12 protein-coding genes are annotated in these 15,622 nt (G+C 28.0%); 8 read left to right on the forward strand and 4 right to left on the reverse strand.

Annotated features, from left to right (window positions below; all coding sequences use genetic code 11):
* Positions 1-165: 165 nt before the first annotated feature.
* The 8 genes from U881_RS10970 (at position 166) to U881_RS0106760 (ending at position 10,711) form a co-directional block, all read left to right on the forward strand.
* On the forward strand, positions 166-1,065 hold the full coding sequence (locus U881_RS10970) for a hypothetical protein (RefSeq protein WP_235048156.1): 900 nt from the start codon (positions 166-168) through the stop codon (positions 1,063-1,065).
* A 338-nt stretch (positions 1,066-1,403) separates the two neighbouring features.
* Positions 1,404-2,408: a hypothetical protein gene (locus U881_RS0106730; RefSeq protein WP_024653764.1), complete on the forward strand. Its 1,005-nt coding sequence runs from the start codon at positions 1,404-1,406 to the stop codon at positions 2,406-2,408.
* A 316-nt stretch (positions 2,409-2,724) separates the two neighbouring features.
* Positions 2,725-3,783: a hypothetical protein gene (locus U881_RS0106735; RefSeq protein ID WP_024653765.1), complete on the forward strand. Its 1,059-nt coding sequence runs from the start codon at positions 2,725-2,727 to the stop codon at positions 3,781-3,783.
* 360 nt (positions 3,784-4,143) lie between these two features.
* On the forward strand, positions 4,144-5,130 hold the full coding sequence (locus U881_RS0106740; protein ID WP_024653766.1) for a hypothetical protein: 987 nt from the start codon (positions 4,144-4,146) through the stop codon (positions 5,128-5,130).
* Between the two features lie 317 nt (positions 5,131-5,447).
* Positions 5,448-6,242, forward strand: coding sequence for a hypothetical protein (locus U881_RS0106745; protein ID WP_235048151.1), 795 nt, complete (start codon positions 5,448-5,450; stop codon positions 6,240-6,242).
* Between the two features lie 319 nt (positions 6,243-6,561).
* Positions 6,562-7,386 carry an FAD-dependent thymidylate synthase gene (gene thyX, locus U881_RS0106750; protein ID WP_024653768.1) on the forward strand — a complete coding sequence of 275 codons (825 nt, stop codon included), beginning with the start codon at positions 6,562-6,564 and terminating at the stop codon, positions 7,384-7,386.
* A gap of 1,007 nt (positions 7,387-8,393) precedes the next feature.
* The gene (locus tag U881_RS0106755) at positions 8,394-9,359 is read left to right on the forward strand and encodes a hypothetical protein (RefSeq protein ID WP_024653769.1); all 966 of its coding nucleotides are present in this window, start codon (positions 8,394-8,396) and stop codon (positions 9,357-9,359) included.
* A 365-nt stretch (positions 9,360-9,724) separates the two neighbouring features.
* The gene (locus U881_RS0106760) at positions 9,725-10,711 is read left to right on the forward strand and encodes a hypothetical protein (RefSeq protein ID WP_024653770.1); all 987 of its coding nucleotides are present in this window, start codon (positions 9,725-9,727) and stop codon (positions 10,709-10,711) included.
* A 791-nt stretch (positions 10,712-11,502) separates the two neighbouring features.
* Here the strand turns inward: U881_RS0106760 and U881_RS0106770 are convergent.
* From U881_RS0106770 to U881_RS0106785, 4 genes are all read right to left on the reverse strand, one after another.
* Entirely contained in the window at positions 11,503-12,366 is an 864-nt protein-coding gene (locus U881_RS0106770) for a complement regulator-acquiring protein (RefSeq protein WP_024653772.1), read from the reverse strand.
* 223 nt (positions 12,367-12,589) lie between these two features.
* Positions 12,590-13,438 (reverse strand): complement regulator-acquiring protein, encoded by an 849-nt coding sequence (locus U881_RS0106775; RefSeq protein WP_024653773.1) that lies wholly within the window; start codon positions 13,436-13,438, stop codon positions 12,590-12,592.
* A 334-nt stretch (positions 13,439-13,772) separates the two neighbouring features.
* A complete protein-coding gene (locus U881_RS0106780) occupies positions 13,773-14,510 on the reverse strand; it encodes a complement regulator-acquiring protein (RefSeq protein WP_024653774.1) in 738 nt (245 codons plus the stop codon).
* Between the two features lie 223 nt (positions 14,511-14,733).
* A complete protein-coding gene (locus U881_RS0106785) occupies positions 14,734-15,582 on the reverse strand; it encodes a complement regulator-acquiring protein (protein ID WP_024653775.1) in 849 nt (282 codons plus the stop codon).
* Between the last annotated feature and the right edge of the window lie 40 nt (positions 15,583-15,622).

A 15,622-nucleotide genomic window follows, 5' to 3' on the forward strand; every position in this document is an offset into this window, starting at 1 on the left:
TAATAATTTTCATATTATTTTGTAATATTGGGTGTAAAATGTATTTTGTTCTAATTATGTTCTATGTTATCTGTTAACTACTTTGTAGTGTGTAAGAATAGAATTTAGAATAAATATGTGTTTTTGTGCTATTAAAGCACGAAGAGGAGGATATTGGTGCAAAAAATGAGCATGTTGATTTTATTTATTAGTTTATTATTGGTATGTTGTGGGCAAGATAGATTTGACTCTCCAAAGTCTGGGCATAAAAAACTAGACATAGATTCTAAGTCTGTGCGTTCAGTATCAGCAATTACACCAAGTGGTAAGATGGGGACAGGTAGTGCGGAGCCGGCAGCAGATGTCTTGTCAAATGATCCAGAAAGAGTTGTAGAAAAACTCGATACTCGACCTAAGAGAAAGCCAGAAAGTCCAAAGAGAGCTTATTCTAAATTTAAGAGAAGTTATGAAAGACTAAAACGATTTTATAATCGTAGACCTCAAAATTTTAATGTGTCCTTATTTAATAGTATTAATAAAAAATTTGGTGTTGAAGAGAAGCAAGGTTTTAAAGATAGTGTTTATGAAAGTTTAAATGGAGACATTGTTGCTCTTGATAACTTGAAGAAGATAGTAATGATTACAAAACGCTCTGAGGATGCATATAGGACTGAGCTTAATGCTAGGCCTTTGCTTATTCAGTTGTGTGGTATTGTAGGATCGTCCATTTTTGCAGTTATGAATGAAACGGGCACTGTTTTGAGTAAAGATAATTTAGTGAAACTTCAAAATAGTCAGGATGTGGTTGGTCTTAATAATCTTAAGAATAAAATGGATGATATGTATGAGAAATGGGAAAAAATGGTAAATCTATTGCAAGATATTATTAATAATGGGGCAAGGTTTGCTACTCAAGATGATGTTATTAAAAATTTGCAATCTATTGTTGATTTGGATACTGTAAAACATGATCAGGACTCTCATGATACACTATGTTTGCTTAAAAATGAGTTGGTAAATTTGCAATATCAAATTGAAGAACAAGTTAGAGAGTTGCGACTTGGACTTGTGAAATCAACTTTCTGATAATTTATTTGTTAAGTGGTTTGTATTCTGTATCAGGAATACAAATATGATGTATAAATATTTTCTGAGCCTGCTAATTGTGGGTTTGGTTTTTTTATAAATTACATTTAGTGGTGATATTTTATATCTTTAAAACTAAAATAACCATCTGTAATGAAAAAGTCAATTTGTTATCGCCTTGCTAAATAATTTATTTAATTAATGAATTTTAATTAAAATGATTAATGATTTCGTGTTATTTTGGGATATAGGTGTAGAATGTATTTTGTTTTAAGTATCATAAATATATTTTGTGTTGCTTATGTAAAAATTATGATTTGAAAAAAAGGAGGATATTAATGCCGCGAATATTTAGGGTAGTATTTATACTTGGTGTATTGATATTATGTTGCAAGCCGTATAGAGGCAATATTGATGGTAATGGGCAGTTGATTGACGGGGAAGGAAAGAGATATGGAAAGAGAGTGCCATCTGTTGTTTCTCCTGTTCAATTTGGAAAAGCATATGGGTTGAGTTCAGGTAAGGAGCCACATAATAAATTAGGTTTGGATTTATCAGTTAACATAAAGCCAACAGATGATTTGTCAGAATTAGGTCGGGAAAAAGGCTTTGGCATGGATAATTCAGAATCGGCAAAGTTTAATGAGGGTGGTGAAGAGTCTGATCGTAGGAAACATAAACAAAGAAGGACGCCTGAGGAAGTTTATGCTGAATTAAAAGCAAGCATTGATAATCTTAAAGCATTGTATTTTTACAGACCTGAAAGATTTAGCCAGTATATATTGGATAGAATTATGTATGATTTAAGGAATCGGTATACTGATTATTATAAAAATAATGTTTATGCGGCAGTAAATGGAGATATGCATACTTTGAGTAGATTGGAAGTGATAGTAAGTTATCCAGTTGGATTTTGGGGTAGTGAATATAAGTATCCTCGTCATTTGTTTAACACTCTTAGAACTCTTGGAGATCTTATCTTTAAAGTTATAGATGAGCGTGGTACTATGTTTAGCGATGCCAATTTAAGTAAACTAAGAGAGAGCCAAGATTTTGACTGTATTGATAAAATGACAGCCAATTTGAATGTTATGTATGTAAAGTGGATTGAATTGGTAAAGTTGATTCAAGAGCGAATTATAGAAGCATCAAAACTTAGTACTACATCCAATATGTCACGACACTTGTCGGTAATTACTAATCTTTTTGAAGATTCTGTGAATTTTGAAGAAGAACCAATGCGTATGCTTAAAGATGATTTGACAAAGTTACGCTCTAGTCTTAGAGTTAAGCTTTATGAGTTTAATGTAGAGATGAATTTTGGCAATAAATTGACTTTATAATTATTGTATATGCTTTATTTGTAAACAAATTGTAAATAATTGGTACGCAAGTCTGTATTGACAGGCTTGTATTTTTATTTGTTAGCAATTGTTTGTCTTTGGCAGATTTATACTTTAAAAATTGGAATAGCTTGATGTGGTTTGTCAAATTTTGTTTTACTGAATAATTTATTTAATTAATAAATTTTAATTAAAATGATTAATGATTTCGTGTTATTTTGGGATATGGGTGTAGAATGTATTTTGTTTTAAGTATCATAAATATATTTTGTGTTGCTTATGTAAAAATTATGATTTGAAAAAAAGGAGGATATTAATGCCGCGAATATTTAGGGTATTATTTATATTTAGTATATTTATATTATGTTGTAAACATGGGGATAGTGATAGAAGTGGTACTAGAGGTTTAAAAAGAATGGCTTGGGAAAGAGATAATCCTAAGTCTGTGTCGTCGGCTGTCAAAAATACCACATCAAGTAAAACAGTTAAGGCAAATTTGGATAATGTAGGAAGGGAAAGGGTGGATTTAGAGATAGAAGTTGGTTTCATGCCAACGGGTAATTTGGGAATAAGTCGATTGAGAAGAATCGATCTAAATGGTCCTGGTGTGGGGGTTGGGTCAGTTGATGGTAATAGAGCTGAAGATGTTGGGGATGCTCAGAGTCATGTACCGGATGAGAGCGTTGGCATAGAAGAGGATTTGCTTGTAGGTGAGAACGGAGAGAGGGTATTTGGAAACATTTATGCCGTATTGCAGGAAAAAATTGAAAAGCTTATAGAGGCCTATTATTATAGGCCTCAAGGATTTGGTCAATATATATTAAATAATATTGAGCATGGGTTACGTGTTAGTTATAGTAAGTTATATAAGGATAATATTTATGCTGTGTTTAAAGGAGATATGGGAATATTAAGTAGATTTGAATCAGTGATAAGGCATTTGATTGAAAAGTGGAGTGATTCTTATGATTATCCTCGTAGTTTACTTAATACTTTGCAATATCTTTCAATGTCTATTATTTTTAGAATTATAGATCCAAATGGTGATGTTTTGGGTGAAGAAAACTTGTTTGTACTTAAGTCCGGTAAAGATATAGAGGGACTTAGTGAACTTGTACATAATGTGCATGTCATATGTGAAAAATGGAATGAGTTGACAAATCTTATTCAAGATAGGATTTTGAAAGCTTCAATGCTTGATGGAAAAGATCAAATTACGGAATGCTTGTCACCGATTGCCAATTTATTTTCTAATTCTGATGCTTATAGACATGATGAGATACATTTACTTAAAAATGAACTTGTAGATTTAAGAGAACAAGTTAAGGATAAAGTTTATAAATTAAAGCTGGAGGAGGGCAATTCATTATCATAATATAGTTATGATTATCATTTATTTAATGAAAATACAAAAGATACTCCATCTAGAGTTTAATTGCAAGTCTTTTTAACTTGGGTGGAGATAAATTTTTATATATGATTAGCCTAATAAATCCAATGTAATAATAAAGAGATATTGAGTACTGTGTAATTGCTTGTTTTGGTGATATATGAAAAAAATTAGTAGGAGTAGCAAGAAGTTAATTATCTTAATTAATAAATATTAATTAAGATAATTAATATTTGTGTGTTATTTTGGGATATGGGTGTAGAATGTATTTTGTTAAAAATATAAAAATATTTTGTAATTTATTGAAAATAATAGTTTAAGTATATAAAAGGAGGATATTGATTTATGCAGCGAATGTATATTATGATATTTTCACTTTGTGTGTTGATATCGTGTTGTAAGCAATATGAAGGTAAAGTTAGTGATGCTGGTAAAAATTCAAAAGATGTAGCTAGAGATATCTCTAGACGGTCGATTTCATCAGTTGTACCGGATATTCCAATAAAGAAAGCAAAAAGTCCATTAGTAGTTGGTGCATTGGATAATCATATACAAAATAATCAAGATGATGTAGTTAACTTAAGAGAAGATGTGCCAGGCATTCAAGAGAATGTACCAGGTGCTTCTCAGCAAAGTGTAATTGTGGAGACTGATAAAAAGAAAACAAAGACACTAGAAGAGGAATCTTATGATGAATTTAAGGCAAGCTTAAGTAAGCTTAAAGCTTTGTATTATTATAGGCCTGAGGGATTTAATGATTATATGCTTAGTGGCATTGAAAGTGAATTTAATTTTGAATATGATCCAGTCTTTAAAGAAAAATTTTATGCTATTTTAAAGGGAGATGTTAAAACTTTGCGTAATTTGCAGAAAATAGTAGTTATTAGCCATCCAGATAGGGAATTGAAGGAGTATTTATCTGGAGATGAATTTAGGGTTTTATTTTCAAAATTAAAAGATATTGCAGAGAGTACTATTTGTAGAGTTATCAATGAACATTGGGGTGTCTTTAGTACTTCTAATTTAACTAAACTTGCAATGAGTAAAGATGTCGCAGGTTTTGATTCTCTTAAAGCTGGTCTAGATGAGTTTTGTACAAAATGGAAAGAGATGACAATATTAGTACAAAATGTGATTGATGATGTGGCAAAATCACGAGATAGAAATAATATTTTACAAAGAGTGCAGACAGTTACTAATTTAATACCTTTAAATTCTAATCAACAATGTAATACTCAAATTTGTGAGGTTAAAAATGGCTTGAATTTATTGCGAGTCAAACTTGCTCATAAGGTTGATCAATTGATACGGGAGATATATTTATGGTTGTAATTTGATATTTTTTAATCAGATTGCATTTGAATCATAAATGCAGTAATTAGTAATAGTTGGTTTATTAATTAATATAAGCTTATAACATATGTTGTAAGCTTAATCTTGTTTTAATAATTGTTTAGTGTTAAATCTGTAGAATATAAACCTATCAACATTATAATTTTTACTTTAAAATAAAACTTATATTTTATTAATATTATATTAAAATGATATTATATTATTATAAGTATAAAGATATATTAAATTAAATAATGTAATTATGCTTAGTGTGTATGGTGTTAATTGTAATTCAAAAGTTTAAAGGGGGAATGTTAATGAAGTTGAAATATTGTATATTGATTATAGTCTTGGTGATTAGTATTTTGATTGTGAAGTGTCCATTGGGAAGGGGAGGTTCATCTAATGCTGATGATTCTTCACAATATGTTGATTTAAAAGTATTGAGCGAGCTTGATAAAAAAAGCAGTTCTACTGCTTTAGAGGCTTATTCTGCATTACGTAAAAGTTTGACTGATCTTAAGGATTCTTATGGTTATACACCTCAAGGATTTGATGAGACTCAGTTTGATAGCATATTTCCATGGGAGTCAACTACTGAGAAGGTTAAATATGGAATTTATTCTATTTTAAATCGGGATATTAAGACTTTAAATAATTTAAAGGTGATCGTAGCAAATTTATTGAAATCTCCCGATCAAAATATACAGTCAGTTGCTTCAAATTTGTTTGTAGCATTGTGGGATATTTCAGGTAGTATTTATAGTGTTGTAGATAGAAGAGGTCGTATTTTAAATGATGCTAATTTGGTGAAAATTAAGAATAGTGATGATATAAAAGGTCTTGATGGTATTAGATTTGCATTGGAGGATATGCTTAAGTATAAAGAAGAGCTTGTAATATTGCTTAAAGATATAATAAACTCAGCGGCAAATTTTGGTATTGATTCTTTAGAGCATATTGCAAATAGATTGATACCAATTACCATCTTAACTTTGGATTTTGAACAGCATAAATGTAATGCCGGTCGAATTTGTGTGATTAATAATGAGCTTAAAAATTTAGTGATTCAAATTGATAATAGTGTGAGTGAATTAAAGAAAGTTAAGTAATTTATTGTTATGCTTTTCATAAATGAGCTACTTTGTCGTGCATAAAATGTAAAAATTGTAATGATATTAAGATTTGATTAGTGCATCATTGTCTGATTTGCGTGGTAAAATTGCAGATAAAGTTAGTAATTTAATGAAAAATATTTAATAATATGATTCTTGTATTGATCTTATTCTTAAAGGCAGTTTAATTATTTAAATTTTAGATTATATTTTAAAGTAAGCCTACAATATTTTGTAGGCTTTAAGTATGTTAATACATTAATATAGATAATTAGTTGATTAGATGGTAAATACTTAAAATTTATGGAGTTGTATTTTGAACTTTAAAATTGAAAAAGAAAATTTATTAAACATAGAACATAAGATTTTGGATAAAGGTTTTGTAAAGCTTGTCGATTTTATGGGTAGTGATGAGAGAATAATTCAAGCTGCAAGAATTTCATATAGAGGTGAGAGTATTAAGAGAGAAGATAATGAGCTTATTGATTATTTGATAAGAAATGAACATACAAGTCCACTTGAACAAGTGGTTTTTACATTTTATGTTAAAGCTCCAATATTTATTGCAAGACAGTGGATGAGACATAGAACGGCAAGAATTAATGAAGTTTCAGGTTCTTATAGCTCAATTAGAGAAGAGTTTTATGTGCCTTTAGAAGAGAATATGCAAGGTATTGCAGATATTGAAGACAATGGGAGAGCTTTTTGTACTTTTGAGGATATTTTAAATGATTTAAAAGAAAATCAGAGATCTTCTTTTAAGTTATATCAAAATATGATAAGTTGTAATGTTTCAAAGGAAGTCTCTAGAATTGTCTTGCCTTTAAGTTTGTATACCGAATGGTATTGGCAGATTGATTTGAACAATCTCTTTCACTTTATAAAATTAAGGTTGGCTTTAAATAATTCAAGAGAGGTTGCTGAGCGTTCATCTAAGGAGATGCGTAAATATGCCAAAGTATTGCTTGATATTGTTGCAGAAATTGTTCCTATTGCTACTGCAAGTTTTAAAAATCATATCTTAAGAGGTTGTAGGTTGTCTTATGAAGAGATAGTTGCAATTTCTGCTGCTTTAGACATAAGTAAGCTTAAATTGGATGATAATGCATTAAAGAGATTGCAAGACAAACTTAATATTTAAAAGTAAATTATTTTATTTTAAAAAAATGTAAACTCCTTGAATGAATACAATATAATAAGGTTGGTATACATTAATATTGAGTTGTTGTGTATTAATGTATATTGGCTTGTAATTTACAATTATTTGAGTTTAATTTTTATATTTTTAATTGAATATTATTTGAGATCAAGTTGCATATTTTATATTATTTAAGTATAATAAATATCACAGGTTGAGCCACCACCTGATCCAGCTTGCGTATTTTAAATCTTGATTTAAAGGCGTAGGCTGGCTTTTTTTATTAGCCTATTTTTAAAACTTATTTTAATTATATTGAGTTAATTGCGGTATTAGATATTTATTTAAATCGAAATATTAATTTATGTATAAATAAATTTATAAATTATAAGTGTTTTATATTGTTTTTTTTAAATAATGGTATATGTTTTAACTTGATTGATAGTTAAATTTATTCTAAGAAAAGGATTTTGAAGTTTTGTCAATCAGTTTTATTATTGATTAAAGTGATGGCTTAACAGTAATTTGTATATAATAATAATTATCAATATGTATTGTGTCTTATATGGTATAAATATAGCGTATTAAGTGTTATAATATATTATATTTTGTTGAGTTTAATTAGAATATACAAGATAAATACCGGTCTATATCTCTCAAAAGGATAGAGCTGGGTCAGGTGGTGGCTTGACTGTTATAGATTAATTTATAATTTGTTTATTAAAAATTTGTAAAATGTATACTTAATGAGTTTTATAAAAATATCTTGAAATAAGTTGAATTTTATTGTTTTATTTTTGTTATTTTTTTATTATATTTAGTTATAAATATAAAATATCGATATTAATATTTCTCATATAGGTATAATTATATTTAGAAAATTAAATAACGATATACCATATATAGGTAAGTCATTTCATTATTTTTTCATCATAGTAATTCAGCGTTTGTAATTCATCATTGTATATTTGTGTATATTTGTTATCTAAAAAAGGAGGTTATTTAATAATATGCAAGTGTTTAGATTGTTGTTTGTTTTAGGTGTTTTAAATTTATTTATTGGGTGCTCAACAGAACCAGGGTCAGGGGGAAGAGTGCAAAAAGATTCTGCAACTTCAACAGAAGGCTACTTGGGGGATGTGTTTCCAGATTTATCGGGTTATGATTCGTATTTACCAACAACATCATTTAATTTTGATGAATCAGATTTTGTGAGATATGAGGTATATAGTGGACATATTGATTTGCATTCTCTTTTGGAAAAAAATTCAAAAAGTTTGGTTATAGTACGTATAGATACTGCGAATCATATTCATAATAAATTGTTAGGAATGATAAAAGATTTTGTTTCAAATTTGGATGAAGAGCGTTATGAATTTTTAGGCAGTAGAAGTAAATATTTTAACTATGGTAATAATTTGTTAAATAAGCTTTACTTGGCTTCTGGAGTTATGGTAAAGCATATTCATGTTGATGGTATAGAACGTGATATTATTGATAGTTCATTGGATTTGCTCTATTTGGCATTGGGTTATAATAAGGTTCCTGTTTCTAATTTTCATAGGATACTAATTAACTTATTCGGTGATGTTTCCGATGCAGATTTGGTGCTTAATGAGAGTACTGCTGTAATTCGGGATTTAATTGTGAAGTTGTTAGAGGGTGGTGATACTATTTCTAAATTATTAAATGGTTCTTTTAGTGCAGAAGCCATAAATAAATTTAGTAAGGAAAGTGAGTTTCTTAAGCTTGATATTGCTAAAGGTGAATTGACTAAGTTTAATGACTTCAAGGAAAATTATGTTAAGCAATTAGAAGTTCTGGATTCGGATTTGCGTGAAATACTTATATTATTGATTGCTTCAAAGCGTGAGCCAGTATATTATTATGATAGTAAAGTTAAAGCACTATCAATGTTGAAAAATTTAATCAGGAAAGAGCAAATGTTTATAAATGCAATTAAGTTATGGATGTAAAATGATCATTCATAAATGTAAATGATATAAATTTGAGTATGGCATACTAGAGTTTATGACGATTGATTTGATAATGTAACAATATAAGCTTATAATTTTTATTATTGGTAATTTATTAAACGGTTTATTTATTTGTATTTTTGATTGTTTGATATTGATATATTAATCCAATTAATATATTATTATTTGTAATAAATGGTTAGTTAATATATAATTCATTACTTATAATTAATTATTGCCAATATAAATATATAAATATATAAATATATAAATTTTAAGTGATAAGTGTATAACAGTGATAAGATGTTTATTCTTATATTCATCATTATATATTTGTCATCTAAAAAAGGAGGTTATTTAATAATATGCAAGTGTTTAAATTGTTGTTTGTTTTAGGTGTTTTAAATTTATTTATTGGATGTTCAACAGAACCAGGGTCAGGGGGAAGAGGGCAAAAAGATTCTGCAATTCCAGCAGGAGATGAGGCACGAGATGATAAATTTGATTGGTTAAAGACACCATTTGGGTTTAAAGAGTCAGATTTTGTGAAATATGATGTATATAGTGGACATACTGATTTGCATTCTCTTTTGGAAGAAAATGCAAAAAATTTAACTTTAGCAGGAAGAGATACGTATGATGTTTTTTACTATAAATTGGTACATGAGTTATTGGATTTTTGTCATGAGAGACATAGGAATCGTGATGATTTGAAGAATTCTTTTGATGATAATACAATGAAAGTTCATGAGATTTATGATGCTTTAATAGCTAAATTTAATAATTTAGGTTCTTCTCTTCCTCATGAATCGGACCTTTCTGTTTTTGCTCTTAATAGTAAATTTGATCGATTTTATTTTATGTTAGATTATGATAAAGATGCTTTGCATAATTTGTATTATGTGGTAGACAGATTAACAAATATGAATAAAGAAGCTAGTGATGAGTTAAAATATATGGCTTGGCATACTGCTCGTGGTATAGTTAAAGATATGTTATTTTATGGAGAGCGTATTTGTTACTTTTTGCGTTATGCCTTTAGTAAAGAGACTATTGAGGATCTTGGACGTGTAGTGGAATTTGACAGGCTATATGTATGTAAAGCAAAATATGGTGAATTTGTAAAGATTAGGGATGCTTATATTAAGTGTTCATCTGAGTTAAAGAAAATATTCAGGGATATGGTGGCATACATTAATACTAGGATCGGAAGATTCTTTAAAAAGGAGGGACAGGAAGAGCTTGAAGGTAATCCCCATATGACAATATTTGTACCTACATATTTGCATCGTTTCAGTAGTGATGTTGTTACTACTCTCATAGAGATGTTTAATGTTTTATCACCAACATAAATAAGGTAAGCTGTATATGGTGCAATATAGACCTTGATATTGAAAATTACAGTATAAATTATTAGCCAGTTTATATTTGAGGTATATAAGCTGGCATGATTTTTTTCTTTATTGTTGATGTTTTTTATTATTATTATGTAAGTTTAGTTTGGATATTGATTTTTATTTTAGGCCAAAAAGTGTTTATGTCATATCTATATTGATATGTTTTTTTGTATTAGATTATGATTTTAATGATTTGCATTATATATTAACTAAATTAACAGATGTATTTATGGTGAAAGAAGAAGAGTATATGAGAAGAGTTGGGTTAGGTTTATATTTATTTTCTTTTATAACTATATTTAAATAACATAAATGTTAGTTGCAAAAGCATGTAGCTGATGAGGAAAGATTAATTGAGGAGATTAAAAATTGTTAGAGCTGGGATAGGCGAGGTCTGAATATGAAGTTGTGGTCAATTGCTTTTGTTGGGATTTGGGAACTTAAGTATAATTTATTGTTTGATTCTTAATATTTTTGTATATTGTTATAAAAAAAAGGTTAAGCCACCTATCAGCTTAGTTTTTTAAGCCGATAGTGAATTGTTTGTTTTGAATGGACGACGCACTAATTTTAAAACCATTAAGTATTTATTATAATATATAATAAGTATTATAATGTACTATGTATTATATAGTATTAATTATTATTTGTATAGTAGAAAAGCATAAAAAAAGCAAAATTTATAAAAAAATATCATATTTTTTAGTGAATAATAGAGGGAGGGAAGTAATTTCCTCCCTGATGTTTTAGTTATTTATAAAGTTTAATTTTAATATAGTTTGAATATTTTGTACTGAGTCTTTAATATTCCGAAGTTCGTCTTGGAATATTGTTTTATATAGAGAATTTACATGGTCTTTTAGTGTTGTTCCATTTTGTTGTATGTTATTAGTATTAGAATCATATTCAGAAATAATTTTGTCAATAGTGTCTGTCCATTTTTTTCTTAAATCATCAATTGTATTGAGGCTTTCTTTAATTTGTTGTAGTTCTTCTAGATTGAGACTATCTAGATTGTTAATTGTATCATTAATATTGGTTATCAGATCTTCAAATTTTCCTTGAATAAATTCTATTCCTGTTTCTAGTATTGTTTTTGCTAGTTTTGTTGTCCCAGCTTGTTCGTTTTTTTCTATTTTATTGAGTATTGTTCCCAATTTTCTAATTTTATCTTCTTGCCATTTTAAAGATGCATAAAGTTTTTTTCTCTTGTATGCATATTGCGGGGATTGTATGTTGATTTCTTGGTTTTTTTCGTCTCTGTATATTATAAATTTAAATACTCCCGATTTCATTCCATATTGTTCAGAATCTTCGGTTTTGGTATCATATTGATTTAGCAAATCAATTTCATTTTTAACTTTTGTTTTGATAAACTCTATAAGTTTCCTTTTTTCTCCATCGTCTTCTTGTTGTTGTTCTATTAAATTGCCGTGTTCTTTTTTTTGATCTGTTTGCAGTCCTTGTTGTTTTGAGTTTGCAGTATCTTGTTTTCCCTTTTTACCAAAGTTGAATGTTTGCTCTAGATCACTAGGTTTGCATCCAACTAGCGTAAATGCTATTGAAAATGCAATTAAATTAAAAATATTGTTTAGACTTTTTTTTCTCATAAAATATTCTCCTCTCTTGTTATTATATCATAATATTAAATTTTAATATTTATTATTATATTATAATATATACTATTTTAATGTCAAAAATAATATTATGATATAATGATATTATTTTTTGTGTAATTGATTTTAAGTTTTTTTATAAATAAAAAAAAAGAGAAGATATTCTTCTCTTTTTTGATTTTTAAATCTTATGTTGAAAATATTTATTTAAAAATATTTATTTTGCTTGATCTGTTATTGTTTTAATCTTTTGACCTGTTGTTGCGATGGTTTCATTAAGTTTAAGTTTTGGTATAACGTCTGTATATTTTGTTTTTAGGTAATTATCTACTAAAGTTTCAACGTTGTCGATACCATCTTTTTTGCTTGTATGATCTGCAACTAGTGTCTTTACAAAATCTGTCCAAGTCTTTTTTGTATCTTCAATTGTTTTAACTTTGTCTTTAAGTTCTTTTAATTGTTCAAGGCTTAGGGTATTGAGTTTTTCTTTTTTGTCATCTATGAACTTCAATGCCTTTTGAACTTCATCTTGGATCTTTTCTCCTAAGGTTACAAAATCTTTAATCCAAGTGCCTTTCTTAGCTGCATTATTTTCTATTTTAGCAAGTATTTTACCAAATTCTTTAATTGTGTTTTCATTCCAATTTAGAGATCCATAGAATTTTTTTCTTTTCTCTTCATTTTGAGCATCGTCATATTTTTTGCCTCCAGCACCATCTATTTTATCAAATACTCCGGTTTTCATGCCATATTGAGTGTCTCCCTCTTTTTTACCCTTTTCTTTGTCGTTTTCGGTTGTAAATTTTGCTTGTAGTTCTTTTATTATAGCTTCTATTGCTGCTTTATTTTGATCAGCACCATCACCACCAGCACCATCAGCACCAGCCAAACCACTATCAACAATAGATGGGTTTGTTATTGCTTTTGCGGTGTTTGGATCATCGTGTTGATCACCTTGTTTGGTTGGTTTGCCATTTGGATCAAGATTTTCTTGTGCACAACCGATAAGCATAAATGCTGTTAAAGCAGATATAGTAATTATATTTTTAAAGATATTATTTTGCATAAACGTTCTCCTTTTTTATTCTTAAATAAGAATCATTATTAAGTAGTATTATTACATTATTTGATTTAAATGTCAAGTTTATTAAAGAATTTTTTTTGTATAAATGATAAAATTTGGCTTAAAATGTTTACTGAGTATGTTTGATAGCTTTGCTTAAATGTTTTTTAGAAAATAAAAAGAATAATTGTATATGTTTATATTGATTTTGATTTTATATTTATTGTGTGTAATTTATTGTAGGTTTTTTTATAAATAAGTAAAAAAAAGAAGAGAAGAATATCTTCTCTTCTTTGCTTGTTAAAGCTCATGTTAAAAATCTTTATTTTAAAGATATTTATTTTATTGCATTTGTTATTGTTTCAATAGCTTGACGTGCTTGTTCACTGTTTTGACCAAGTGTTGGAAGAGGGTTTTTGTATTCTCGTTGTAGGTATGTTGCTAGATTTTGCGTATTATTTTTGATTGTATCTTTATCGTTTTCATGATCGTTAACCAGTGTATTTACAAAAGTTATCCAAGTTTTTTTTGCGTTTTCAAGTGTGTTAACGTGGCCTTGAAGTGTCTTTAATTTGTCAAGGCTTAGGGTATTGAGTTTGTCTTTTTTGTCATCTATTAACTTCAATGCCTTTTGAACTTCATCTTGAATTTTTTCTCCTGCTCCTAAAAGATCTTTAGCCCAATTAGCTTTATGAGCTGAGCCTTCTAGGTCACCAAGTATTTTACCAAATTTTTTGATTGTATCCACATTCCAATCTATAGATCCATATATGTTTTTTCTTTGCTCTATGTTGTCAGCATGGCTATATTTTTGGTTTTTAGCACCGTCTACTTTGTCAAATAAATTGTTTTTTAGGGTATATTGATCACTTCCCTCATCTTTACCATTTGCTTTTTGGTTTTCGGTTGCAAATTTTGCTTGTAGTTCTTTTACTATAGCTTCTATTTTTGCAGCATCGCTACCCTGTCTTGTAGTATCTTGCTCTTCTGGAAGATTGTTTTGTGCACAACCAATAAACATGGATGCTGTTAAAGCAGATATAGTAATTATATTTTTTAAGATGTTATTTTGCATAAATATTCTCCTTTTTTTATTATCAAATAATAATCATTATTAGATAATAAAAATATTATATACTATTTGGTCTAAATGTCAAGTTTGTTAAAGAGTGTATTAAAGAATTTTCTTTAGTATGAATGATGAAAATTTTGGGCATGATGTTTGCTTGAGTATATTTTAAGTCTGCTTAAGTGTTGTTATTGGAATTAGTAGGTGTAAGTGATTTTGTAATATTATCTCACATTTTATTTTTCATTGGTGATTGTTTTCTAACATAGTAATGGTGTTTTGTTGTCTTTAAAATTTTTTTTATTCTGTGAGCTATGTCTTTAATACTATTGATTTTACTTTTTATTTTTTGATATCTAGTGGCTATGTGTTCTATCAATTTAATATTATTATTTTGTATATCCGTGTTCATTCTATAATCTTCAATAATGATATCCACAAATTTTATCCATATCATTCTTAAATTTTCAATTATGTTTAAGTTTTCTATAATTTCTTTTAGTTTTTCACTTTTTAAAAGAATAATTTTATTTTGTTCTTTGTGTATTTGATGGATAATTTCTTCGAATGGCTTTTGATTATATTCTCTTCCTGTTTCTATAATTGCATTATAAAGTTCATTACCTTGCTTTGTATTGTCCTTTTGTATTTGGAGAAGTATTTCACCCAACCATTTTAATCTTGTTATTTTATAATTTAGAGATGCATAAGATAATTTGATTTTATTTTTGTTTACGGTATATTTCTTTTCTTTGTTGTTTATTATTGTGTCGTAATAAATTTCATCAAAAATTGTACACTGTATTCCAAGTTGTTTTTCAGATTTTTGTGTAAGATCTTTTGTGTGTTGTTCCATTAAGGTGCGGGCAGTTTGAGTTATTTTTTTTATATGCTTTGTTAAAATCCTTTTTATAGCTGGGGTATCTGATGTTATATTTTTTATTATAAATAAGTCTCTTTGGGTATTGTTATCTAATTTTGTATCTTTTGATTTAGTATTTACATTGCAGGCAATTAGAATCATTGTAATAGATAGTGATAAGCTTTTAATAGACTTAATAAACAAGATTTTTTTCAAAATATTCCCCTTACTTTTATAGCTGCAATCAATTTAATTA

It is taken from the genome of Borrelia persica No12, assembly GCF_000500045.1.
Lineage (GTDB): Bacteria > Spirochaetota > Spirochaetia > Borreliales > Borreliaceae > Borrelia > Borrelia persica.